The organism is Flavobacterium antarcticum DSM 19726 (genome assembly GCF_000419685.1).
GTDB classification, from domain to species: Bacteria; Bacteroidota; Bacteroidia; order Flavobacteriales; family Flavobacteriaceae; genus Flavobacterium; species Flavobacterium antarcticum.
The window spans coordinates 68468-94596 of sequence record NZ_ATTM01000006.1 but is presented as its reverse complement, the minus strand read 5'-3'; the positions used below and the strand labels follow the sequence as shown (position 1 = coordinate 94596).

The window sequence follows — 26129 nt, the reverse complement described above, 5'->3', positions numbered from 1 at the left end:
TAAAAGCATGAACTTCAAACGGTCACCTGTTTTGTTATTTTGAAAATTATTTTTTTCGTTATAATTTTTTGTCCAACCCTATTATTAAGGTTATATTTGGAACAATTATTCTGAAATGAGTGAAATTCTCGCTGAATCAGCTTTAATTACAAGCATATTTTACTTAATAACAAAGGTTTACTAATAGAAAAATACAACTAAGATGAAATTTGGAATTATTAAAGAGCGTAAAAATCCACCAGATCGACGTGTGGTTTTTACGCCAGACGAATTATTACGATTTAAACAACAATTTCCCAGTGCAGAAATCGTTGTAGAGCGTTCGGATATTCGCGTTTTTAAAGACGAGGAGTATGAAAAATTAGGATTTGAATTGTCGGATGATTTAACTGATTGTGATGTTTTATTTGGTGTAAAAGAAGTTCCGATGGATGCTTTAATTCCCAATAAAAAATATTTCTTTTTCTCACACACGATTAAAAAGCAGCCGTACAACAGAGCACTTTTACAAGCTGTGTTAGAAAAAAACATCGATTTGTACGACCACGAGACGATTGTGGATTCAAATAATAAACGCCTGATTGGTTTTGGACGTTACGCAGGAAATGTTGGCGCTTACAACGGAATTAGAGCTTTCGGAATTAAATATGATTTATTTCATTTGCCAAAAGCAGAAACTTTAAACGGAAAGGATGTTTTAATAGAAAAATTAAAGCGCTTAACATTACCGCCGATTAAAGTGGTTTTGACGGGAAGTGGAAAAGCAGGAATGGGAACAAAAGAAATTTTGGACGCCATGAAAATGAAACAAGTTTCTCCCCAAGACTTTTTGACAAAAAAATACGATTCGGCAGTTTATACTCAAATTGAAGTTGGCGATTATTACAAACGTTTAGATGGAACTGAATTTGTAAAAAGTGAATTTTACAAGAACCCAACTGATTTCACTTCTGATTTTGAAAAATATGCACAAGTAGCAGATGTTTTCATGGCGGCTCATTTCTATGGCAATAACGCACCGTATATTTTGACTAACGACATGTTGAACGCTCCAAAAAACAACATCAAAGTTGTTGCGGATATTTCTTGTGATGTGGACGGTCCTGTGGCTTGTACAATTAAAGCATCCACGATTGCAGATCCTATTTTTGGGTATTTACCAAGCGAAGCTAAAGAAGTAGATATGTTTCACCCCGGTTCAATTGCAGTAATGTCTATTGACAACTTGCCTTGCGAATTGCCAAAAGACGCTAGTGAAGGCTTTGGTGAAATGTTTATGAAACATGTGATTCCTGCTTTTTTCAACGATGATAAAGAGGGGATTTTACACCGTGCTCAAATAACAGACAACGGCAAACTTACCGAACGGTTCAGTTACCTCCAAGATTTTGTAGATCAAAAATAATTTAAAATCCTTCAGAAATGAAGGATTTTTTTTGTTGAAAGAGTACTAGAGGCATCGACTCCACTTTTATGCAAACGTTTTCGTTAATAAATAAATCGAATTTCATTTGTTCACTCATTATTTATATAGATATTTATAAAAATTTTATGCGATTCGAAGTTTGGTCGTAAATTTCAATTTTATTTTTAGTGTACCAATTTTTCATGCCTTAATTATTTCAACTTTTTTATGAATACAGCACAAACTAAAACGAATTATCCAGCGCTTTACACGTTAATCACCGTTTTTTTCTTTTGGGGATTTATCGCGGCGGGAAATAGTATTTTCATTCCGTTTTGTAAAAGTTATTTTTCATTAGACCAGTTTCAGTCGCAGTTAATTGATTTTGCATTTTATACGGCTTATTATTTAGGAGCACTTTTGCTTTTTGCTTTTGGAGCCTTAAATGGAAAGGATTTGGTTGCAAAATGGGGGTATAAACGCAGTATTGTTTATGGTTTGTTGTTTTCGGCTTTGGGTGCTGGTGCTATGATTGCAGCAGTTCAAGCAAACGTTTATACCGGAATGTTGGTCGGACTATTTATAGTAGCTTTGGGTTTTTCATTGCAGCAAACGGCTGCCAATCCATTTGCAGTAATCTTAGGTGATCCGAAAACGGGTGCTTCTCGTCAAAATTTAGCAGGTGGAATAAATTCTTTTGGAACAACGATTGGACCTATTATAGTTGGTTTTGCTCTTTTTGGAACAGCCGCTGCCGTAAGTGACGACCAAATTAAAAATCTGGGGTTAGATAAAGTCACACTTCTTTACATAGGTGTTGGGATTTTATTTTTAATTGCAGCAAGTGTGTTCTTTTTCTCAAAGAAACTGCCCACTGGAATTTCAAACGAACCTGTGGAAAAGGCGAACAAAGCATTGACTACCTTACTAATAATGACCGGTTTATTAGCCGTGGCGTTTTCTCCTGTTTTCAACAGTTACAATTCTCCTGAAGCGATTAAAATTGTTGAACTGGAAAGTGCTATTTCGCCGACAACAACGGAAATTAGGGAATTGAAGCATGAAGTAGTTCAATTGGAACGAACTAATGCTGGAGAAGGTTTAGACGCACATTCAATGATTTTGAATCAAAAAATTGCTCTTTTAGAAAAATCAGTTGCGCCACAAATAGAGGAGATCAATTCCATTAAACATCCATTAGAACAATACAGAATGTATTGGCTTTCTGGCGCTTTGCTCGTAATTGTAGGCGGTCTTTTATTTGCAAACGTACGAGCCAAGAAAAACAGTGACGGTTGGGGTGCGATGCGTTATCCTCAATTGGTTTTGGGAATGTTAGCCATTTTTACCTATGTTGGTGTTGAAGTTGCAGTTGGAAGTAATTTAGGTGAATTATTGAAGTTGCCGGAATTCGGAAGTTTCAGTTCATCAGAAATCGCACCTTACATTTCGATGTATTGGGGAAGTTTGATGATTGGTCGTTGGGCTGGTGCTATTAGCGTTTTTAACTTGAGTACGAGTAAACGACATTTGGCGTTGATCATTGTACCGCTAATCGCATTTTCAGTGATTATAGGAGTCAATACAATTGCGCAACAAGACATGACCCCGCTTTACTACTACGTATTTTGTGTGATTTTACAAATTATTGCTTTTTTTATTAGTAAAGACAAGCCAGCTCGAACGTTAATGTTGTTTGGGCTATTTGGTGTAACGGCAATGGTTATTGGTTTATTCTCTACGGGAACGGTTGCCATCTATGCATTTTTAAGTGGTGGATTAGCTTGCAGCATTATGTGGCCGGCGATTTTTTCGCTTGCGATTACAGGTCTTGGAAAATACACTTCACAAGGATCGGCATTTTTAGTGATGATGATTCTAGGTGGAGGAATTATTCCGCCCTTACAAGGTAAGATATCGGATATTATCGGAATTCACGAATCGTATTTTATTCCTGTATTGTGCTTTGTGTATTTGGCATTCTACGGCTTTATAGTAAAACGCATTTTACAAAAACAAGGTATTGATGTTGATGTTTTGGAAGTATAAGCAAGTCATTAAAACTTTAAAATAGTTAAATTATAAAAGGCATGTACTGATACATGCCTTTTTTGTGTGCAAGTTTTTTTAAAAAAAATAGCCTTCAAAACGTTCGTTTCAAAGGCTTTATCACTAATTAAATCCATTAATTATTATTTGGCAATTTCTCTCAATTGCTTTAACTTATCTTTCCAAACATCCATACTTTCTCTGTGACGTTCGATATTTTTTCGAACTTCCACTACGATTGGATTTTCTTTCTTTGCATTTTTAGCACTAGAAAAGAACTGAATATTGTTTTCCAACTGGAAAATTTCATGTTTGATTTCATCAATTTTTCGCATGATGAAAATCTTTTCGTTTTCAAGTTTTCGTCCACCATCTTCTGTAGCCAAATGTTCTACTCGATTTGCAAAACGCATCATCTCAGAATCTTTCTTACTTACGTTCAATTGTTCAAACAATCCGTCTAAAACTTTATTAAATTTCCCGTCGATGTGGCGTTTATTTCTTGGTACATGACCAACAGATTTCCAGGCGTCGATATGTGTTTTAATCGTGTCTAAATCTGCTTTGTGTTCGCCAACAAGTACAACTGCTTTCACCGCTTCAAGAAGTTCTTGTTTTTTTGCAAAATTCTGCTCTTCTTCCTCGTTCACTTCACTTCGTTGTGCTTTCAGATTTTCAAAGTAAGCGTTGCAAGCTCCTCTAAATTCTTTCCAAATTGCATCAGAATTTTTTCTCGGAACATGACCTATTGTTTTCCACTCATCCTGAATTTTCATCATGATTGGTGTTGTAGTCGCAAAATCCGTACTTTCTTTCAACTCAATTGCTTTTTGTAATAAAGCTGTTTTCTTAACCAAATTTTCATGTTGGTCTTTCTTCATATCCTTGTAGAACGAATTCTTCAGAATGTTAAAAGAACGAACCGCATTTTTAAACGTACTCCAAGTTTCTTCGTTCGATTCTGCCGGTACTTTCCCCGCGTTGAAGAAATCATTTCGCAACGTTTCCACAAGATCTGCTTGTTTAAGCCAAAGTGCATGCGAATCGACTTTCGTGGTTGCAAGCTCTTCAATTTTTGCAACAATGGCTTTCTTTATTTCTAAATTAGTAACTTCTCGTTGCTTTATTTCATCGTTTAAAGCGTCTTTTCTGTCGTGAATCTTTTTGGTGGCAATCGAGAATTTTTCCCAGATTTCCTCCCGATGGTCTTTTCCAACAGGTCCAACTTCTTCTTTCCACATGCGGTGTAAACCTTGCAAAGCTCTAAAAGCAGTGTTGGTATCCGGTTCGTGTTCTAAAGCTTCGGCACGTTCTACTAATTTTTGTTTTAATTCTAAATTGTGTTTGAATTCCAAGTCACGCGCTTCACGGTCTAAATGTAAATAGTCGTAAAAATTCTCTACGTGAAAATGGTAATTGTTCCAAACGTGGTTGTATTTGTCTTTCGGAATGGGTCCAATGTTTTTCCATCGGTCTCTCAATTCGTTAAAATGTTTCAACGTATCCTGCATGCTTTCTGCAGGATTGATTAGATTTCGCATCGCTTCAACAATCTCAACACGTTTGTCTAAATTGCCTTGTAAATCGTTTTGTAATTTCTTGAAATGCGTGTTTTTCTTATCTCTATATTGACCGTAAACTTGGTCAAATTTTGCTTTAGCAGGCAAATGATATTCAAATTGTTCGGTCGTTTCAGGATTTTGCTCTAAAAACTCTTCTCTTTTTTCGTCAAGTAAATGGTGGTATTGAGAAAGAAACTCCTTTTTAATATCTTCAATTTGGGTTTTAATCTTGTTAATTTGGTCGAGTTCCAAAAGATGTTCCATTTCAATTACTAATTCATCCATCGATAAATTTTCGTAATTTTTAGTTGGAATTTCATGGGTTTCCACTTCGTCATCTACGTCGCTTTGCGTTTCTTCAACATCTTCTGTTTCAGCAGAAATTTCGCTTGTCGCTTTTTGTGGCAACGGTTCTTCAGTAAGTAATGTATCGTCTTGAACTTCTTCAGGAGTTAACTCAATTACGTTTTCTTCAGTTCCATTTTCAGGCGTTTGCATTGCCGTAGGCTCTAGTGTTCCATCTGCTTTTGGCAGGTTATCATTCGTCTCGTCTAACATTTTATGAAATGGTTAGGGTTTGTAAAAAATTGAATGCGAAAGGTACTAAAGGCAAACCTAAATTCAAAGTAAAACTGTTAAATTTCGTTAATTTAGACGCCTAATAGTTAGCAGTATTATTTATGCCAAATTTCCCATGCTTTTTCAGCTTGGAAAACCAACATTTTGTACCCATTTACCGTTTCTGCATTGAATGCTTTTGCCTGTCTGAGGAATGAAGTTTCCGCAGGATTATAAATTAAGTCGAATGCCAAATGATTTTCTGTAAAAAACGAGTAGGGAAGTGGTGGGAATTCTTCAACAGTAGGAAATGTCCCCAAAGGTGTACAATTGATGATAATGTGAAATTCTTCAAAGATTTTTTCATCCAAATCTTCGTAACTGAATTGTTCTTCCGTCGGATTTCTTGAAACCGATTTATATTCAATTTCCAATTGATGCAACGCATAAGCAACGGCTTTTGAAGCGCCACCTGTTCCAAGAATTAATGCTTTCTTGTGGTGCGTTTTTAAATACGGTTTAATCGATTTTTTAAAACCGTAATAATCGGTGTTGTAGCCTTTTAATTTGTGTTTTTTTGAAATTTTAATCGTGTTTACCGCTCCAATTGCAAGTGCTTTTTTGTCAATTTTATCCAAAAAAGGAAACACCGCTTGTTTATAAGGAATGGTTACGTTTAACCCTTTCAAATACAGCGTTTCTGCCACAACGGATTGCAACTCATTAATGTCTTGAAGGTCAAAATTTTCGTACGAAAAATTCGGTAAGTTTTCTTTCTCAAATTTATCCGTAAAATACTGTCTTGAAAAAGAATAACTGATGTTTTTTCCTACCAAGCCGTATTTTTCTATATTAGAATTTGCCACTTTCTAAATGCTTTTTGATGATGTTTTGAACCATTCGTCGATTCCACGCGACTGGAAATAATTCTTTAAGTAATAAATAGTTTTTTCCATTCAATCGCAACGCGTTACTGATGTGAAATTTCCCTTTTTTGTCTTCACCTAACATGAAGTATAATCCTGCTAAACGGTATTCAATTTCGAAGGATTCCGGAAAAAATTCTGTCGACTGCAAAAGTGTTTTAATAGCAGTTTCAAATTCTCCCATAAATTGCAACGTGTCGACCCAAAACAACCAAGTGTCTAATTCGGTATCGCCATATTCGACTGCTTTTCTATACCCTAATTCGGCTTCTTCGTAGAACTGCATTTCCTTGTTTATAGAACCGTATCGCTTCCAATACCGTTTGTTTTGGTTGTCAATACTCAACGCTTTGTTTAAGAAATATAAGGCTTTTTGGAAATTCTTTTGACGCAAGTAAAAATCAGTAATCGCAATCCAACCTTTGTCTAACAATGGGTCTTCATGTACTGTTTTGTTGTAGAATTCAATCGCCTCTTTTTTATTTCCCAATCGTTCGTGGCACTTTCCAATGCGTAAAAAAGCATAACTCGTTGGGTCGTCCAATTCGATGGTCCGGTTATACGCTACGATTGCTTCTTCGAATCTTTTTAATTTCTCTAAAGTCTTGGCTTTTTCCATGAAAGCGCCTAGAAATTCATCGTCAATTAAAGTGGCGTAATCAAAAGCTCGTAAGGCTTCTTCATATTTTTTCAACCCATAATTTAATCGACCGGCTTGGTGCCAAGCGATTTCACTGTACGGATTTTCATCAATATAATTGTTTAAATAGACAATTGCTTCTTCATTTTGGTCTAAAAATTCAAAACAATAAACCACATTATACAAAGCCGCTTGGTCTTCGTAATCTTCTTCTAAACACTTTATAAAGTTTTCTTTTGCAGATTCTAATTCGTCCATGAATAAGAATTCCATGCCTAGTAAATTATAGACATCTGCTAAATCATCGGTATATTCTAATGCTGTTTTCAAACAAGCAACCGCTTCATCGTGCTGATTTCTTTTTGAAAAAATCGTAGCGCGTTGAATGTAAATTTCCTCGTTTGTAGGTTCAATGTTATATAACTCGTTGAGTAGTTTTTCGGCTAAGTCCAGTTTTTCGTCGTAAATATACATTTCAACTTGAACAAGCTTTAAACCACTAGAGTTCGGATGTTGGTCAAGTGCTAATTTTAATGCTTTTTTAGCTAAATTAACTTTGCCAATATCCAAGTAGTGCAATATGATTTCCTCAAATTCCTCCGAATCAAAAAAGAGCACTTTGTTGGTTTTCAACATCGACTCAAATTTCGAAAGGGATAAATTATAATCATCGTCATCTTCTTCGCTTAAATACATATTTTTCTCTTTTATGATTAGCTTCAATTAAAGATAAGGCATTCTTTATCGTAAACCTTTTTCCTTCTTTAATATTGTGAACAATTTAGTTAACAATTTGAAGCAATTTTTTGAGCTACTTCGTCGAGTACCTCAATTATAATTTGGCAACCTTCTCTGATTTCATTTTCGGAGATGGTTAATGGTGGTGTAATTCTGATGGCACAAGGTTCGAAAAGGAGCCAAAATAATATCAGGCCTTTGTCTTGGCATTTCAAAATGACTTCGTTAGTAATTTCCGCACTTTCGGTCATGGGAGCCAACATCAATCCAATACCTCGAATCTCTTTAATCAAAGGATGTACCAAGAGCGACCGAAACAGTTTTTCTTTCTCTAAAGTGTCCGAAATCAAGCTGGTTTCCGTGACTTCTTGCAGTGTTGCAAGGCAAGCGGCTGCTATGACAGGATGTCCGCCAAAAGTGGTGATATGTCCTAATTTTGGGTTTGTGAGTAATTCCATGCGTTCTCTTGAAGCTACGAAACCACCAACCGGCATTCCGCCACCCATTCCTTTTCCGATAATAATGATGTCGGGAACAATTCCGTAATTTTCAAAACCAAATAGTTTTCCCGTTCGACCAAAACCAGGTTGTATTTCGTCAATAATCAACATCGCACCCATTTCTTCGCAGCGTTTTCTGACTTTGATTAGAAAATTATGTTCAGGTTGGATAAATCCAGCGCCACCTTGTATGCTTTCAAGAATAATTCCGGCAGTTTTAGTCGTAATTTTTTCTAAATCCGCTTCGTTGTTGAACGTGATAAAATCTACATCAGGAATCAAAGGTCGGAATGCTTGTTTTCGTTCTTCAAATCCCATCACACTCATCGAACCCATCGTGTTTCCGTGGTACGCATTGTGACACGAAATCAATTGAGAACGTCCGGTAATTCGTCGTGCTAATTTCAAAGCACCTTCTGTAGCTTCGGTTCCCGAGTTTACTAAATAGACTTGGTTTAATTTTTCTGGTAAATGTTGCACTAACAATTTGCAAAAATCAACAGAGGGTTGTTGGGCATATTCGCCGTAAACCATCACGTGTGAATATTTATCTAATTGTGCTTTTATCGCATCATTCACGCGTTGATTTTGGTGCCCCAAAGTACATGCGGAAACTCCGGCGACAAAGTCTAAATAACTTTTGCCATTGGTGTCGTAAATATAACTTCCTTTTGCGTGAGAAACTTCCATTCCTAATGGATAGGGAGAAGTTTGTGCTTGGTATTTTAAAAAATCGTCTTTCATTTTTCAGAACTAAAAAGAAATGGTACACTCGAACATGGTCAAAAAGCAGTTACTTCTTAACGCCTTTTTTCTTATCGTAATTCAGCGTTTCCTTCCTGATTTTCATCGGCGTATTTTCTTGAGCTGCTTCTATTGCAGCTTCTTTTTGCATTTTCTTATCGAATTCCTCTTCTTCAGGTGGGAAAATATCTTCTTTCGATTTGATAATTTCGTCGCCTCGCCAATTGAAACCTCTTAATTTCCGAGCGTTTTCAGGCAAATCTTTTTCAGGATACATTAAACTTTCTACATTTTTATAGGAAGTCAATACATCTATTTTGTTTTCAACAAAAGTAATGTTGATGCTGCTGCTGATTTTTTTCTCAATTCCGGTTAAAGTCAAATCGTCGTACACGTAATAAATCGCTTCCGTGTTTTTGACTAAATCAATATAATCGAGTTTATTGTCCTTAAATTTTCCGTACATATTCAAACCTTTTGCTTGATTGTAGCCGGTTCCCAAAGAATCTCGCGAAATCATAAACGCGTTATTAATCACTTTTAACGAATCGATTTTTTGTGTTTTATTTTCACCAATCAGATGAATTACATCACCTGTCAATTGATTTTCACCATTCCAAACCACGGGTCTTCCAATTAATTGGGTCAATGCTTTTTTAGTACTCGAGTGAATGGAATCGCATTTTCCGCTGATATCCGATTTGTAGAACCGAGCATTATTGAACGCACGAATAATTTGGTTTCCCTTCTTTCCGGTAACCATTAATTTTTTGCCATGAATGTAAACCGAATCGTTTTCAACTAAATTTATAGCAACCGCTCGACCGGTCATCATCAACGAATCTTTCAATTTATACACTTCGCCGTAATGTCCTTTTACAATTCCTTTATTGACGGTATCGGTAATTTTTACATTTCGCGTCGCCGATGCAAATTCCTTGGTTCTATCGTAAAAAATACTATCGCCTTCAATGAGTCGGTCGTCGTAACGGATGTACGATTTCCGTAGAAAATGTCCCACGTTTTTCTTACTGTCGTAAAAACCTTTCTCGGTATAAATAAAATTTTTCTCACTCGTTATCGTCGAAGGTCCAAACAGATAAGCATGTCCCGAATTGTTGTAATAATCGACGTGATTGGATTTAATCGTGTATTTTGGATTGGTAATCGTAACGGTCGAAAGAAATTGAAACTTTTTTTCAGTAGCATAATAGCGACCTGCATTACTTGTCAATGTATTTTCTTTATTCACAATCCGACCAAAACTATTGTAAAAGGCTTGTTGCGAATTTCTATCAAAATTAATCGTATCGGTTGTCAAAGTCATGTCAGGCGAACGCATAACAGGATTGCCTGTGGCATACGCTTTCTTTTCATTTCCGCTGTATTCGGCATATTTGCTGTTTAGAAACAAAGTGTCGCCTTGCACCATTTGGACATCGCCAAACAGTTTTGCGTAATTTTCCTTTTGAAAATAATAGGCTTTATTACAAGTTATAATTACACCGTCGTGACTAATTCTGACATTTCCTGTTAGCAAGGCTGCACCTGGAATTTCAGTTTCATTTCGGTCGGCAAATTCAGAATATTCAATGATTATATCTTTTGGTTTTTGTGCCAAAAGCAAACTGCTGAATAGTAATAAGGATAGATATAAAAGGCTTTTCAATTCAATAAATTTGGTCAAATTTAAGCAAAATGCCATCAGTTATCGCGTTATTAAGAAATATTTATAAGCGGCGAATGTTCATAAAAAAAGCATCTTGAATTTCAAAATGCTTTTTAGCTGTTGTTATTTTAAGTTGGTTTCAAACTTCACGTCAAACAAACTGACAAAAGCATTCTTGATGGTTCCATCTGCGTTAATAATCATGGTGCGGTGAATTTTATTCACAACCCAATTATTTTTGACATCTTCAAAATTTTGAACGCGGTATTCTCTGATGCCGTCGAATTTGTAGTTTTTAAGTAATGATTGCCATTTTGCTTGGTTATCGTCCACACAAACACTGATGAAGTCGTAGTCGGGATGTCTTTTTTGTAAATCCAAAACTCGTTTATGAGCGGCAACAAAATGAGATTCTAGATTTTTAGTCCAAAAGAAAATCACTGTCTTTTTATTAATTTGCGATTTTATAGAAACCACCTTGTTGCTTAAAGTAACTAGATTCGCATTGGGCAACGGATTGTTCTCTTTTAAAGATTGAATCGCATCTCCAATTTTCTTGATTTCATTGTGCTGATTTTTATCGGTAGATAACGAATGATATTGTTCTAAAAACTTCTTGTTGTTGATAATATTTTGGTCTTCTAGTAAGTAAGTGAATGCAATATTATCCAAGATTGTATTCTTTATTTTTTCGTTTTTAAAAATAGAATCAGCTATTTGTAGCTTTTTACTATTGGTTAAAAACGCTCTATCCACTGGAGAACGATCTGACCATTTTTCATTGGCACTCAAATTATTCATCATATTGGACAAATACCGGACAAAAGGAGAGAAGTTCGTAAATTCTTTGTGATTAAAATCAATGTCTTTTCTGTAGTCGTAAAAATTTGAAGGCAACTTTTTTTCAATATTTTCGCCGCTTCGCATGTTGTGTACAACTGGATAAAGTTCCTTTTTTGAGTAATGATAGAAATCCAACATCCCTTTTGCATATTGGTCAAAATCATTATTCCATTCAATCTTTTCCTTTTTAGTGTCGTAAAATTTCTTTTTTGATTGGTAAGAGGAATCAATTTTAGTGGTGAATTGCGCCACTTCTTCGTCAAATACATTAAACATCACGTTTTTGTCGTGTTCGTTTTTCAAAAACAATTCCATTAAAAAGTTGTTTTTCTCATCTCCACGACCGCAGAATATAATCGATTCATCAAAATCTTGCGAATTGATTCGGACCATTAAACTGTCGTTTTTGTCAAAATAAACGTATTGGTATTCCGGTTCGTGTTTGAACGAGTACAAGCCAGGAGTCAATGAGTCGAATTTCTTAAAAAAAGTATTGTCTGGATTTAAAACAATTGTATCCAATACTTTAGAATCTTTGCAAAAAAGAATGTAGCGGTTGTTTGGATTGACAACTTTTCCTCCAAAATAGGCAGAGTAGTCGTCGTTGTCAAAACTTTGGTTGCAAGACAGTAAAGAAAATGCAGCAAGTAAGGGTAAATATAAAAAATTTCTGATGATGCGACTTTTTTAAATTGTTGAAACAAAAATATTTAGTCCTGTGCTATTTTACTGTTAAGGCAGCGTTAAATGATTGTAAACCGCAAAAGCATAGGATTCTTAACCAACTTATAGACATATTTTTTGTACTTTTGCCCGACTTTTTAAAATTTAAATACATTCAATGTTAACAGTTAATAATTTATCCGTTCAATTTGGTAAGCGAATCTTGTTTGATGAAGTAAATACCACTTTTACACACGGAAATATATATGGTGTTATTGGCGCCAATGGTGCGGGAAAATCGACGTTTTTGAAGATTATTGCCGGAGATATGGACCCAACTGCAGGACACGTTCATTTGGAAGCAGGCAAAAGGATGTCGGTTTTAAACCAAAACCACAACATGTTTGACGAACATACTGTTCTTGAAACGGTGATGATGGGAAACAAGGTTTTGTATGCTGTTAAAAAGGAAATGGACGCTTTGTACCTTGATTATACAGATGCAAATGCGGATAGAATTGGTGAATTGCAAGTGCAGTTTGAGGAAATGAACGGTTGGAATGCCGAGTCTGATGCTGCTTCTTTACTTTCAAGTTTAGGGATTACGGAAGACATGCATTATTCATTGATGGGTGATATTGAAGGAAAAATGAAAGTTCGAGTACTTCTTGCACAAGCGCTTTTTGGAAATCCGGATTTACTGATTATGGATGAGCCGACCAATGATTTGGATTTTGAAACCATTGCTTGGTTAGAAACGTTCCTTGCCAATTATGAAAATACCGTTATAGTTGTTTCGCACGACAGACACTTTTTAGATTCGGTTTGTACACATATTTCAGATATTGATTTTAGTAAAATCAATCATTATTCAGGAAACTATACGTTCTGGTACGAGTCAAGTCAGTTAGCGGCGAAGCAGAGAGCTCAACAAAATAAGAAAGCAGAAGAGAAAAAGCAGGAATTAGAAGAATTTATCCGACGTTTCTCTGCGAATGTGGCGAAGTCCAAACAAGCGACTTCCCGTAAGAAAATGATTTCAAAATTAAATATTTCTGAAATCAAACCGTCAAGCCGTCGTTATCCTGCGATTATTTTTGACCAAGATAGAGAAGCGGGTGACCAAATCTTGAATGTGGTAAATTTAAGTGCTTCCGTTGATGGTGACGTGTTGTTTACCAATGTCGATTTGAACATGGCAAAAGGAGATAAGATTGTCGTGTTTTCAAAAGATTCACGTGCAACAACGGCTTTCTATGAAATTTTGAACGGACATCAAAAAGCAGATTCAGGAACGGTTGATTGGGGAATTACTACGAATCAAGCGTATTTACCGGTTGAAAATCATTCGTTTTTTGAAAATGATTTGACACTAGTCGATTGGTTGCGTCAATATGCCAAAACAGAAGAAGAACGCGACGAGGTTTTTATCCGTGGATTTTTGGGAAAAATGATTTTCTCTGGAGAAGAAGCGTTGAAAACGAGTCGGGTTTTATCAGGAGGAGAAAAAGTACGTTGCATGTTGTCCCGAATGATGATGGAACGTGCGAACGTGTTGATGTTAGACGAACCTACGAATCACTTGGACTTGGAGTCGATTACGGCTTTTAATAATTCATTGAAAAACTTTAAAGGTTCGATTTTATTAACGACACATGACCACGAATTTGCACAAACTGTGGGAACTCGTATTATAGAGTTGACGCCACAAGGTGCAATTGACCGTTACATGACGTTTGATGAATATTTAGATGATGAAAAAGTACATGAATTGAGAAAGACGATGTATTCTTAATCATCAGTTTTATATATAGAAAAAGGGTTTTACTTGTGTAAAACCCTTTTTTTTGTTTATTCGTACACGTATAATTTTATGGCTATCATGAGTGTTCCGCTCGTGCTTTTTTTAATGCTTAAATTCTTTAATCGGTACAAATGAAAGCTTCGCGTTAGCTGGAACATCACGCCCAATATAGTTCAATTTTATTAAAAGCTACTTAATATTTTATCAAATCGTCCTTCTCTTATCTCGATGATTTCTCCATTTTCATTGATTGCATCAAACCAGAAAGTTCCCGAAATAACAAAGTTTTTTATGTCGTGATGAGTAATAGTGATTTCACCGTTAATAATTTCACTGGTAGTAAAAAGTTTTTCATTATCTTCATATTTTCCGAAAGTTTTAAATTGTCCGTAATCACTTGGGTCTCCATAATCACCAAGTTGGTAAACATTTCCTTGAAGAGAAAGCTTTTCGAAAGTGATAGGATTTTGAAATGCTACATCATACACTTGGACTTTTATCGACCTAAATCTTTCATTTGTAGCGTTTATATTAAGTAAGCCAACAGCAAAATAAGTCGTATCGCCATTAAAACCTATTTTAAAATAATTACTTGTGAGACCTAGGCCTGACACTTTCGGTCTTAAAATTTCACCATCCACTTTACATGAAACTCCACCAGTTCCATCATTATTGATTTTAGTTAATTGGTTGCTATTACTTGAACAGCTGAAAAAGAAAAAAAACGTAAATAAGATTATACTATATTTCATAACGTTATATTTTAATAGTGAATGTAACTTATTAATATTTTTTATTTCGATTAGAAGTACTTTTAATGATATGCCTTTTTAAACTAAAAATTTAAAGGAACACAGTTAATTTCGAAGCTTCTTAGATAAGTGAAACCACTTTTGTTTACCCATAAAATCATTTTATCCAATTATTTATCCTGATAATGTCCTCGAAGAGATAATACTAAAACTTTTGTTTTACTTTCTTCAATTCGGTAAATTACTCTGTGTTTGTCTGTAACTCTTCTCGACCACTTTGAAATTTTGTAGTTTTTTAGTTGTTCAGGTTTTACAGTTCCTGATTGACGATTTTCTAGCTACTCGTTCAAAAGTTTATTTATCTTTAAGATTGTTTTTTTATCTCTAGATTTTTTATGTTTTTCAATGTCAAATATAGCTAATCGAGTTAACTAAATGGCAGAATTTATAACCCCAAAAGTCCTTTTTTCTCTTGTTTTGAAATTGATTTTGTATGTCTATTTTTAGCTTGTTCCTTAGATTTGTCAATTTTACCGAAGTATTCCTTATCGGTCAATAGAGTTTTCGCACTATACTCTCCCATCTCAAACCAAACTTTCAGTTCTTCCAATAATGATTTGAGCAAAGATTTCTAATCTTTATTTTTTGAATCAATTGTTTCAGCGTCCATTTTTTTTATTTGAGTTACAATCAAAAGTACAAAAAAGAGTGTTAAATAAAAAAGCTTCTATTTCTCTCGAAATAAAAGCTTCTCAATTTACTTTTTATCTTTTGCTGCCTGCTTCTCCGCTTCTTTCTTTTTACGTTCCTCGGCTTTTTTCTTTTTCTTGAAATAGCCTCGAAGTAAGAAATTATGTTTGGCGGCTTCCATGTTTTCGTCGAGTTTCTTGGTACTCGTTTTTAAGTTAGTCATCGTCGCATCCAGAGCGTCAGCCATACTGTCGTCGTTGATGAGTTTTCCTAAACTACCTTTTCCATCGTTTACTTTTGCAAGAATTTCTGTGATTTCTCCCGTTGCAATTGCCGCATTATCAGCCGTTATTTGCAAGCTTTCCATAATTGCATCTGTTTCTACAGGTTCTGATGAGGCTATTAGTTGGCCTTCCTTCACTATCTTATTACTGCTTCCGCCGCGTGATAACACTACTAATTTATCGCCAATAATTCCTTCCGAACCAATACCTGCTTCGCTGTCTTGTTTTATGAATTTTTGGACGTCTTTTTTTACCAACATTGTAACCTCAACTGTTGAATCATTGACAATGGTAATTTGATCAACCGTTCCGACATTAATTCCTGAAAATCGAACTGCATTTCCAACTTGCAGTCCACTCACGTTTTGAAAATTAGCTTTTACTTCAAATACAGGGTCAAACAAGTTTTTTTGTTTTCCAATTACAAATATTGCAAGGAAAAAAAGGATGATTCCTGCCGTGACAAATAAACCCAATCTGATTTTATAATTTTTACGTTCCATAGTTATATTGTTTTTGTATTGGTAATATTTTGACTTTTAAAATAAGAGTTTACGAGTTCGTCATCCGTGTTTTCGAAATCTGAAAGAACTCCTTCTTTGTATACTTTTCCTTCTTGCAACATGATAATTCGATTAGCAACGGTTTTTGCACACTCGATATCGTGGGTAATGATGATGGAAGATGTTTTATATTTCTGCTGTACTTCATTGATTAGCAAACTAATTTCATGCGAACTTACGGGATCTAAACCCGTCGTTGGTTCATCGTAAAGCATAATTTCAGGGTCAACGATAATGGTTCGAGCTAAACTGATTCTTTTTTTCATACCACCTGATAGTTCGGATGGCATTTTATCAATAGAATCGGGGAGTCCTACGTTTTCTAATGCTTCTTTTACCTTTGCATCTACTTCCGCTTTGGTCAAATTTTTATACATTCTTTTCAACGGAAATTCAAGATTTTCACGGACTGTCATTGAATCGTATAATGCGCCACCTTGAAAAAGAAATCCAATTTTTCGACGCACTTCATTCATGTCGGTATTATTTAATTCCGTTACTTCATTTCCAAGTACCTTTATAGAACCCGAATCTGATTTTAGTAGACGGACAATGCACTTAATTAGAACTGACTTTCCGGTTCCCGATTTCCCTAAAACAACTAAGTTTTCGCCTTTTTTCAGTGAAAGAGTAATCCCTTTTAAAACTTCGGTCGTGTCAAAACTTTTAGTCAAATCTTGAATTACGACTACGCCTTCGTTGGTATTTGTTTCGGTTGCATTCATAATAAATCAGTTATTTGTACGGCAATTAAATCGACGATGATTACTAATAAAGAAGCCATTACAACAGCTGAATTGGCTGCAATTCCCACACTTTCTGTTCCTCTTCCTGCATTAAAACCTTTGTAGCAACCTACGAAACCAATTACGGCTCCAAAGAAAAAGGTTTTGACTACGGCTGGAAATAAATCGGAAAATTCAACACCGCTAAATGCCTGAGAAATAAAGAGTACAAAACTCACGTCACCTTTAATATTGGCGCCAATCCAACTTCCTAAAATTCCCAAAGCGTCGGCATAAAGCGTCAGCAATGGCAACATAAAAGTAGCGGCTAAAACACGTGGTACAATTAAAAACTTGATTGGATTGGTAGAAGAAACTTCCATAGCATCAATTTGTTCGGTAACTCGCATGGAACCGATTTCAGCACCCATGCTTGAGCCAATTTTTCCTGCACAAATTAAAGCTGTAATCACAGGACCCATTTCGCGAATAATAGAAATTGCCACCATTCCTGGAAGCATACTTACGGCTCCAAAGTTTACTAAAACAGGTCGAGATTGAATGGTTAAAACCAATCCAATAATGATTCCCGTAACTGAAATTAATCCCAGAGACTGGTTTCCAATTGCGAAACATTGTTTTAGAAATTGATTGAATTCAAAGTCTTTTCCGAAAATATTTTTAAATACTTTCAGTACAAATCCCGTTGCATTTCCTACGTCTGCAAGAAATACTTCTAATTTGTTTTTTTTCTTAACTGAAATTTCTTTGGGACGCATCTTTTGCATGGGTTCCATTTCATTTTCAGGAATAGGTATTGTTTTTTTCATAATCTATTGCCTTATTGTTCTTGGGTTGGTGGCTCATTGATGTTCTGTGTGGAGGATTCCGTATATAAGGGTGTAGTTGTTGGTTCGCAATTTTCAACTGATGCGGAACTGTTTTCTGTTTGAAGTGAATAACTGTAGTTCATCAGTCGAATATTCCTCCATTCGTACGTTTTGGGTAAATCATCTCCCATCAGATAACCCCATGGTTTTAGAGGTTCAATGCGATCAAAAATTACTTTTAATATTGCGATTGTTGGTATTGCTAAAAACATTCCGGGAATTCCTGCAATCGCGCCACCGATAATGATTCCGACAATGGAAGCCATAGCGTTAATTTCAACTTTTGAACTTACAACCAGCGGTACGAGAATATTGTTGTCAATTAATTGGACAATTATGGTTACAATAATGACACCTAACATCATTGATAAATCAGGTGTTCCTGTCAATGTTGCAAACATACTGATGACCATTGCCACTAAAATTCCTAAGTACGGAATTAGGTTTAACAATCCTGTTAGAACGCCTAACAATACCGCGTATTCAATTCCCGCGATCATAAATCCAATAGTAGTCATTGTTGCAACCGAAACCAGTTGAATCATTAAACCGACTAAATAACTTTTTACGGCTACTTTAATTTGGCACAAAATATCAAATAAAACATTTTGATCTTCTGGTTTCACTAACTTATTTAAAAATTTCATGAAGTGTGTTCTGTATAATAAAATCAAGAACATATAAATAGGGATCAACGTTAGATTTAATAAAGTATCTGTGAAAGAGAGTAAGGTGCTTCCTAAGATTTCTTTACCTGATTTAACGGTATCATTGGTTGCATCTTCAATATATTTGTTTTGTTCGTTCGTACTGATGTCAAAATTACTGCGAACGAATTCTTGTAAACTACCAAGATGTATGCTGAAATTTCGTTTAATAGTATTCCAATCTTTAATGAAATCAGTTACTTCCCATGAAATAAACGTAAGAATTCCTACGATTAGAATTACAAACAAAAGTACACTAACCATCACCGAAATGACGTGGGGAAAACGGAGTTTGCGATTTAAGAATGCACAACATGGACGAAGTAATATTGAAAAAAGCAACGCCATTGCTAATGGAATCAAGATTTCCTGTGCAATGTATAAGGTGAAAAATATTGCAATTAAACTCACCAAGGTAAGTGCTAGCTTTGTATAAAAGGGAAGTTTTAATGTTGCATTCATTGGCTTCATTTTGTTTTAAATTGAGTCAAGCATAATTCTATATGCTTATAACTGAACTAATAACAAAATTGATTGAAAATAAGTATTTTACACTTACAGCACTACCATAATACTTTACATAATTTACACGTCGTGATTCGATGGCAAATGGGTTGTTCTTTTATTCGTTGAGATCCCTTTCTGTAGAAATAATGAGTTGGGATAAGTAACTAATTCGCCTTCCAAAGTTCGTACTAAAGTGTAGAACGTGTGAATAGAAATAATTTCGCCTTCAATGGGGAAATCTTTATCGTGAATTTTAATCGTATCGCCGATTTTAAATGGAAACGAAAATAGCACAATAAATCCCGAAGTGATGTTGCTCAAAATAGACCATTGGGCAAATAACGCAACTCCAATTACGGTTAAAACGGAGGAAATAGTTACAAATAAATCATCAGTTTTTACTCCCCAAATCATGATTAGGCCAATAAAAAACAAACTTGTAAAAGATACGCTTATGTATTTAATTACTAAATTTTTACGGTATTCAATTACTTCGCTTCTTATCGCATATTTTTTGACCAACATAATCGTGATGTACCGCAAAATACCAAGCGTAAGCATCATGATTCCTGTTGCAATCAATTCTCTAGAATAGTTGTTTAAGAATTCTGTCATAATTTAAAGTTTTTAAAGAAATCATAAACCAAATGCGTGGGCAATCCCATCACGTTTGTGTAAGAACCAACCACTGATGTAACGCCAACTAACCCAATCCAATCCTGAATTCCGTACGATCCCGCTTTATCAAATGGCTTGAAATTAGTGATGTAATACCGAATCATTTCGTCTGTTAATTTGGCGAAAGTGACTTCAGTATAATCGTGTAAGGTAGTTACATTTTCATTCGTTTTAAACGAAACCGATGTAATTACTTGATGAGTTGAATTGGATAAATTTCTCAACATTTCAAAAGCATCTTCCGTATCTTTTGGTTTACCCAACGCTTTATCTTTGTGCCAAACAATAGTGTCACTTGTGATTAGAATTTCATTATTCGCTAAATCGTTTTCAAACGCTTTTCCTTTTAATTCTGCCAGATAATCCGTGATTTGATCTGCTTTTAAATGATCTGGATAGACTTCTTCAATTTCGCGCAAGCGGATTTCAAAATCTAATCCTAAATCTTTAAAAAACTGTTGACGACGCGGGGAACCTGAAGCTAAAACGATTTTATATTGTGTAAGTTTTGGACTAAGCATTTTGCAAAATATTAAATGTGTTGACAGCAATTGAAATGATACCAAAGAGTAAAACGATTTTTAAAATCAAACTTAAATTTTTAAAATCCTTTGAACTTTTAGCATTGTTTAATTTTATACAGAAAAACAGAAGTGGTGCGATAACCGTTAGTAAACTATACAAAGTACTGATGTACAAATCATTTTCAAAATAATAAATATAGATGTAGTAGAACAAATAAACTGTTATTAAACCCGTTGCAAGAAGTACAATTCGAGAAGTACGTTCAACGCCAAGTGCAATTGGTAATGTGTTCATTCCCAAATTATAGTCGCCTTTTACGTCTTCTAGGTCTTTGATAATTTCTCTGATGAAATTTATTAGAAAGGCAAACAATGCGTAATCTAATATGATTTTAAATAAAATACCTAAATGAATCTGATTTTCAGGCGTAATAATAGGAAATAAATCAAATAAGCCTACAATTATCACACTGACTGCCGTCAAAATCGCTACGATCAAATTGCCAATTAACAACGATTGCTTGAGTGAAGAAGCATATAAATATAAGGTTCCGGATACCACAATAAATAACAGTGCAAATCCTGGTTTTCCAATTACATTTGATAAATAAAAACCACTACCCACTCCCAAAACATTTAAAGCAATATAGATATTATACGCCATTGTTTCACTAATATTCGTTCCAACGACAACCTGCTTATTGTTAATTACATCTGTCTCTTGATCAAAAATATTATTGATCACATAACCTGCAGCTGCAATGCACACCGTTGACAAAACTAAAATGCAAAATTGAAAATCTGTTAATGCTAAAGCAATATTTTGTAAGTTTAGAAAACCGTACCGAAAAAGCAGTTGCATAAAAACAAGCAACAATAAATTTTGATAACGAACGAGTTTTAGAAAGGCCATAACAAGAAATAGCAAGGTAATTTTTGTGCAAAATTGCGAGGTTAAAGATAATTTCTTTGTCGGAATTATTGAAATTTTTAGCACATATATAAAAAATGCCTGAAATTTCTTTCAGGCATCTCTTATTTCTAGTTGTTTTTTTTAATTTCTTCCACCGCGAGAAGAAGTTGCAGTAGTTCTATTTGAAGAACCGCGTGAATCGTTTACTTGAGCAGTATTTCTACTAGAACTTGTATTCGGAGTTGCTTGTCTCATTGATCGCTCTTGAGAAGCTGTATTTCTTGTTGCACTACTGCCTGTATTTCTTGAAGATGTTTGTGCATTGTTAGCATTGTTTACACTTCTAGGAACATTTGTTTGTTGTGCAAAATCACTTCTTGTTGAAGTAGTTGTGGTATTGTTTCGAACAATGTTAGCCGGGTTCTCACTTCTAGTTCCAACAGTATTTGTTGTATTCCGAGTAGGAGTACTGGATGTTTGTGTTCTCGTGCCGCTATTTTCGTTTCTCGTAGAACCATTTTCGTCTCTAGTTCCAACTGTACTTCGAGAAGGAGTAGTTGAAGTTTGCGTTCTTGTACCGCTATTTTCGTTTCTAACACCAGTCGTATTTGCATTTCCTGTATTTCTACCTGAAGTGTTTGCGGTTTGATTTCTCGTCGCAGTATTTTCATCTCGTCTACCTGATGTATTACGAGTGGACTTATTCTCATTTCTTTGAGAAGTATACTTATCGTAATTTCTCTCGTATCCATTTGATCTTCTCGTTTCATACAATGCTACAGCATTTGAACTTCTTCTGTGGTTTGAATAGTTGTAATGATTGTATTCATTGATATGGATGTGCACATTTCTTCTGTAACGGTAAATAGGATAAGGAGTCCATGCATAATAATAACTCGGATAGTAATTGTAATAATACGGAGAATAGTATGGATTGTAATTGTGTACCCAAAACACATTGTAAATTAAAGGACGCGATACATAAACGGGCTCGTAAATATAATTAGGACCGTACATGAATACATCACCAACTACCTGAATCTGAACTTGATTGTTTCGATCACGTTCTACTTCAATTGTTGCTACGTCTTGAAAAACGTCTTGTTCTAAAACGGCCTGTAAAATAATTAAGTGCGTGTTTTTTTCTACCGCTTCAATTACTCGTAAGTAATCTACTTGACGGTCGTAGTTCAAATCTAAATTAGAAATTTTATTTCGCGGATCGTTCAAACGTTGTTCAAAGTCTTGCAAATCCTTAGAATCTCCAAAAATAGAAGCGACGGCTCTTAAATCAAGATTTTCACTTATTTCATTGCTTGTAGCATTTACAGTAGTTCGATCCTGTGCGAAAATTGGATTTTGGAATAATACTCCAAAAAGGGCGAGGGTAAGTAATTGTGTTTTCATGATTTCCAAAATTTAACGGTTGGTTTTTTGATTGAATTTGGATACTATAAAACAAGTTGTGTGCCATTAATTTCATATTAATACTATTTTAACAAATAGCACCTGCGAATATTTAATAAAAATCACGGTTTATGTAGAAAAAGTAGCGGTTTTATTACTCAATACGTTTCATGTAAATACTTTCAGGAGGATTCACCACCATTGGAAATTTTTCAATTTTCACTGAACTGCTGTCTAACCCAAAGGCTTTTTCTTCGGATAAGCTTAATTTTTTAATCAGAAAGTAGAGATTCATGATTAGTTTTTCATGCCAAATTAAAACACTATCGTTTGACAAGAACCGTTCCGAAAGCACAAATTTAAAGTCGCCAATGATGTTGTTGTTGTACAAGGATTCATAGCGACTTCTTACATCAACTTCGGCGTTTTCAACCATGTTTCTAACTACTTCACGAAACATGATATTGATTTTTGTAGGTTCGCGAAAGCCCAAATTAAAATCAACACGGATGATATCGTCTTTTAAAATTTCGGTCACTTTATACTCTTTTTTATAAGGTTCGTTCAAGATGTTCACATGAATAAACCAGTAAATATCCGCTCTTTTAGGACGTTTTTGCAAAATAGAATACATCACTTTTTCTTCTATTTCATCAGTCCGTCCTGAATTTGTTAAGTACACTAAATGGGTGGCGTACTTTGGAATGGTTAAATCTGCACTTAATTCTGCTAAGACCTTTTTGTAATCATTGATTTTTACGAATTTAGTATAGGCTTTACTAATTGTTTTTGCTCGAAACCAAGTAAACATAATCCCTAATAATAGTATCGCAATAAAAATGGTCACATAACCTCCGTGTGAGAATTTTTTGATGTTTGCAAAGAAAAAGCTAAACTCAATGATGCCATAAGTGGTAATAACAGGCACGATAAAATACCATTTTACCCGTTTCATAATCATGTAAAAGTTCAGCAATATTGTTGTTGAAATCATGCACAAAACAATTGCAAGTCCATAAGCGGCTTCCATATTAGTGGATTCTTCAAAGTGCAATACAATCATTGCACAACCTAAAAACAGCAACCAGTTTACCGATGGAATGTACATTTGTCCTTTCAATTCTGTAGGATATTTGATGGTAACTTTTGGCCAAAAATTCAATCGCATTGCTTCATTTATCAACGTAAATGAACCACTAATTAAAGCTTGAGAAGCGATTACTGCTGCAAGTGTTGCAATTGTAATTCCGATGGGTTGAAACCAATCTGCCATGATTAAATAAAACGGATTTCCATTAGAACCACCCAATTGTACTAAAGTTTTTCCTTCAAAACGGATCAAGTAAGCAGCTTGACCAAAGTAATTTAAGACCAACATTGTTTTCACAAAGATCCAACTAACCCTAATGTTTTTTCGACCGCAATGTCCCATGTCAGAATACAAGGCTTCCGCTCCAGTGGTACATAAGAAAACGGCTCCTAGAATGTAAAATCCTTCCGGATGTAATTGCAATAGATGAAAGGCATAGTATGGATTTAATGCTCTGAAAACTTCAAAATTACCAAAGATTTGAATGCTTCCTAAAACACCTAGCATTCCAAACCAAAGTACCATCATTGGTGCAAAAAACTTTCCGACGATGCTTGTGCCAAATTGTTGAATAAAAAATAAAATGAATAAGATTCCAATAACTAATGGGACTGTATTTATGGAAGGATAAAAAGTGCGCAATCCTTCAATTGCAGAAGAAACGGAAATCGGTGGCGTTATAATCCCGTCTGCAAGAAGTGCACTTCCTCCAATAATTGCAGGAATGATGAGCCATTTGACTTTTGTTCGTCTGACTAAAGCGTAAAGTGCAAAAATCCCGCCTTCGCCGTTGTTATCGGCATTCAATGTAATCAATACATATTTGACTGTAGTTTGTAAAGTAAGGGTCCAAAATACGCAAGAAACACCTCCTAAAACAATATCAGAATTAATGATTCCAGCACCAATGATTGCTTTCATTACGTAAAGTGGGGAAGTACCGATATCGCCATAAATAATTCCCAATGCGATCAATAAACCACCAACTGACAATTGGCTCAACGGACCCGTTTTAGTGCTGCTCATAAATTTGATAAAGAGAACAAAATTAAGTAAATAAGTACGATACAATTCGGAATTAGTCGATTTTTTTTAGGCTGAGTTCTGAAAAAATTATGATAAGTTTGTATTCTAACTAATTTTATGAAAAACACACTTACTTTTCTGCTGGTTTTACTAGCTCTTTCTTCCTGTAAACAGGAAAATACAGCATTGGTCTTCTCGAGTGCTAAGGTTTTCACTTCTGTGAAAATAGACACGCTTTTGGCGGAAGAATTGTCCATTCGAGCGATTTTGATTGATTCAAATAAACTTTGGTTTGCTGCTAATAAAGGACAATACGGTTCTATTGATTTGGCCACCGATAAAAGATTCAACGGACACGTTAGTAAAGACACGTTGGCGCTTGAATTTAGAAGTATTGCACAAACAAAAGACTATATTTTTATGTTGAATGTAGGAACGCCTTCCTTATTATACCGTATTTCGAAAGATGGTTCTCGTATCAAGAAGATGCATCAAGACGATCACCCAAAAGCATTTTACGACAGTATGCAATTTTGGAACAACATGGAAGGAATTGCGATGGGAGATCCTACGGGTGCTTGTCTTTCTGTTTTGATTACAAGAGATGGAGGAACGACTTGGACTCAAGTTTCCTGTGAAAATTTACCAAAAGTGGAAGTAGGAGAAGCTGCTTTTGCCGCAAGTAACACAAATATTGTAATTAAGGGAACTGAAACTTGGATGTTTTCAGGCGGAACGAAATCACGCGTTTTTTATTCGGCTGATAAGGGGAAAACTTGGAAAGTTTTTGACACGCCAATTACGCAAGGTGAAGCAATGACGGGAATTTTCACCGCTGATTTCTACGATGCTAAAAACGGATTTATAGCAGGTGGGAATTACGAGAAACCCAATCAGAATTTTGGTAACAAAGCAGTTACAACTGATGGCGGAACTTCTTGGAAATTAGTGGCAGAAAAAGAAGCTTTTGGATATGCGTCTTGTGTGCAATATGTACCCAATTCAAATGCTAAACAATTAGTGAGTGTTGGTGCGTCCGGATTGTACTATTCGTCCACTTCAGGCGAGAAATGGAATAAGTTATCAGAGGATGCGACTTTATATACCATTCGTTTTGTAAATGATTCAACTGCGATTGCGGCAGGAAAAAACAAGATTGTCCGAGTACATTTCAAGTAATTGGAAAAGAAAAAACCATTAAGATGTTAAGAATATTAAGTTAAAAATGCTTAATTATCTTAATCCCTTAATGGTTTAAAATTTAAAATGAAA

Annotated in this window: 21 protein-coding genes and 1 pseudogene; 4 read left to right on the top strand and 18 right to left on the bottom strand. The window is 35.1% G+C overall.

The window, feature by feature from the left end:
• Positions 1 to 202 precede the first annotated feature (202 nt).
• Both YWA_RS0111360 and YWA_RS0111355 read left to right on the top strand, forming a co-directional pair.
• Positions 203 to 1405, top strand: a complete 1203-nt coding sequence (locus YWA_RS0111360; RefSeq protein ID WP_022828631.1) for an NAD(P)-dependent oxidoreductase — start codon at positions 203 to 205, stop codon at positions 1403 to 1405.
• A gap of 228 nt (positions 1406 to 1633) precedes the next feature.
• Positions 1634 to 3454, top strand: a complete 1821-nt coding sequence (locus YWA_RS0111355; RefSeq protein ID WP_022828630.1) for an MFS transporter — start codon at positions 1634 to 1636, stop codon at positions 3452 to 3454.
• Positions 3455 to 3597: 143 nt separating this feature from the next.
• Here the strand turns inward: YWA_RS0111355 and YWA_RS0111350 are convergent, their stop codons facing one another.
• From YWA_RS0111350 to YWA_RS0111325, 6 genes are all read right to left on the bottom strand, one after another.
• Positions 3598 to 5574: a DUF349 domain-containing protein gene (locus YWA_RS0111350; RefSeq protein ID WP_022828629.1), complete on the bottom strand. Its 1977-nt coding sequence runs from the start codon at positions 5572 to 5574 to the stop codon at positions 3598 to 3600.
• A 116-nt stretch (positions 5575 to 5690) separates the two neighbouring features.
• The gene (locus YWA_RS0111345; RefSeq protein ID WP_022828628.1) at positions 5691 to 6440 is read right to left on the bottom strand and encodes a shikimate dehydrogenase family protein; all 750 of its coding nucleotides are present in this window, start codon (positions 6438 to 6440) and stop codon (positions 5691 to 5693) included.
• Entirely contained in the window at positions 6427 to 7836 is a 1410-nt protein-coding gene (locus YWA_RS0111340; RefSeq protein WP_022828627.1) for a tetratricopeptide repeat protein, read from the bottom strand. Before YWA_RS0111340 ends, YWA_RS0111345 begins: the two co-directional genes overlap by 14 nt.
• A gap of 89 nt (positions 7837 to 7925) precedes the next feature.
• On the bottom strand, positions 7926 to 9122 hold the full coding sequence (locus YWA_RS0111335) for an aspartate aminotransferase family protein (protein ID WP_022828626.1): 1197 nt from the start codon (positions 9120 to 9122) through the stop codon (positions 7926 to 7928).
• Between the two features lie 49 nt (positions 9123 to 9171).
• Positions 9172 to 10809, bottom strand: coding sequence for an OstA-like protein (locus YWA_RS0111330; protein ID WP_245557714.1), 1638 nt, complete (start codon positions 10807 to 10809; stop codon positions 9172 to 9174).
• Between the two features lie 105 nt (positions 10810 to 10914).
• On the bottom strand, positions 10915 to 12156 hold the full coding sequence (locus YWA_RS0111325) for a TlpA family protein disulfide reductase (RefSeq protein WP_022828624.1): 1242 nt from the start codon (positions 12154 to 12156) through the stop codon (positions 10915 to 10917).
• 319 nt (positions 12157 to 12475) lie between these two features.
• Between YWA_RS0111325 and YWA_RS0111320 the strand changes: the two genes are divergently transcribed.
• Positions 12476 to 14092 carry an ABC-F family ATP-binding cassette domain-containing protein gene (locus YWA_RS0111320; protein WP_022828623.1) on the top strand — a complete coding sequence of 539 codons (1617 nt, stop codon included), beginning with the start codon at positions 12476 to 12478 and terminating at the stop codon, positions 14090 to 14092.
• Positions 14093 to 14283: 191 nt separating this feature from the next.
• Here the strand turns inward: YWA_RS0111320 and YWA_RS0111315 are convergent, their stop codons facing one another.
• The 12 genes and pseudogenes from YWA_RS0111315 to YWA_RS0111265 form a co-directional block, all read right to left on the bottom strand.
• Positions 14284 to 14853 carry a DUF6252 family protein gene (locus YWA_RS0111315; RefSeq protein WP_022828622.1) on the bottom strand — a complete coding sequence of 190 codons (570 nt, stop codon included), beginning with the start codon at positions 14851 to 14853 and terminating at the stop codon, positions 14284 to 14286.
• Positions 14854 to 15023: 170 nt separating this feature from the next.
• Positions 15024 to 15164: pseudogene (locus YWA_RS15905) on the bottom strand (type II toxin-antitoxin system YoeB family toxin); the annotation flags it as partial.
• Positions 15165 to 15298: 134 nt separating this feature from the next.
• The gene (locus tag YWA_RS15685; protein ID WP_022828621.1) at positions 15299 to 15463 is read right to left on the bottom strand and encodes a hypothetical protein; all 165 of its coding nucleotides are present in this window, start codon (positions 15461 to 15463) and stop codon (positions 15299 to 15301) included.
• A gap of 147 nt (positions 15464 to 15610) precedes the next feature.
• Positions 15611 to 16330 carry an MlaD family protein gene (locus YWA_RS0111305; protein ID WP_026718764.1) on the bottom strand — a complete coding sequence of 240 codons (720 nt, stop codon included), beginning with the start codon at positions 16328 to 16330 and terminating at the stop codon, positions 15611 to 15613.
• 2 nt (positions 16331 to 16332) lie between these two features.
• Entirely contained in the window at positions 16333 to 17115 is a 783-nt protein-coding gene (locus tag YWA_RS15005; RefSeq protein WP_022828620.1) for an ABC transporter ATP-binding protein, read from the bottom strand.
• A complete protein-coding gene (locus YWA_RS0111295) occupies positions 17112 to 17894 on the bottom strand; it encodes an MlaE family ABC transporter permease (RefSeq protein WP_026718763.1) in 783 nt (260 codons plus the stop codon). Before YWA_RS0111295 ends, YWA_RS15005 begins: the two co-directional genes overlap by 4 nt.
• 62 nt (positions 17895 to 17956) lie before the next feature.
• Positions 17957 to 19174 carry an AI-2E family transporter gene (locus tag YWA_RS15000; protein WP_084683077.1) on the bottom strand — a complete coding sequence of 406 codons (1218 nt, stop codon included), beginning with the start codon at positions 19172 to 19174 and terminating at the stop codon, positions 17957 to 17959.
• A 123-nt stretch (positions 19175 to 19297) separates the two neighbouring features.
• Positions 19298 to 19834, bottom strand: a complete 537-nt coding sequence (locus tag YWA_RS14995; protein WP_022828617.1) for a mechanosensitive ion channel domain-containing protein — start codon at positions 19832 to 19834, stop codon at positions 19298 to 19300.
• Positions 19831 to 20418: a Maf-like protein gene (locus tag YWA_RS0111280; RefSeq protein ID WP_022828616.1), complete on the bottom strand. Its 588-nt coding sequence runs from the start codon at positions 20416 to 20418 to the stop codon at positions 19831 to 19833. Before YWA_RS0111280 ends, YWA_RS14995 begins: the two co-directional genes overlap by 4 nt.
• Positions 20411 to 21334 carry a geranylgeranylglycerol-phosphate geranylgeranyltransferase gene (locus tag YWA_RS0111275; protein ID WP_022828615.1) on the bottom strand — a complete coding sequence of 308 codons (924 nt, stop codon included), beginning with the start codon at positions 21332 to 21334 and terminating at the stop codon, positions 20411 to 20413. Before YWA_RS0111275 ends, YWA_RS0111280 begins: the two co-directional genes overlap by 8 nt.
• A gap of 141 nt (positions 21335 to 21475) precedes the next feature.
• Entirely contained in the window at positions 21476 to 22741 is a 1266-nt protein-coding gene (locus tag YWA_RS0111270; protein ID WP_022828614.1) for a hypothetical protein, read from the bottom strand.
• Positions 22742 to 22895: 154 nt separating this feature from the next.
• The gene (locus tag YWA_RS0111265; protein ID WP_022828613.1) at positions 22896 to 24857 is read right to left on the bottom strand and encodes a KUP/HAK/KT family potassium transporter; all 1962 of its coding nucleotides are present in this window, start codon (positions 24855 to 24857) and stop codon (positions 22896 to 22898) included.
• Positions 24858 to 24974: 117 nt separating this feature from the next.
• On the opposite strand from YWA_RS0111265, the gene YWA_RS0111260 reads away from it, so the two are divergent.
• Positions 24975 to 26036 carry a WD40/YVTN/BNR-like repeat-containing protein gene (locus YWA_RS0111260; protein ID WP_022828612.1) on the top strand — a complete coding sequence of 354 codons (1062 nt, stop codon included), beginning with the start codon at positions 24975 to 24977 and terminating at the stop codon, positions 26034 to 26036.
• Positions 26037 to 26129 lie beyond the last annotated feature (93 nt).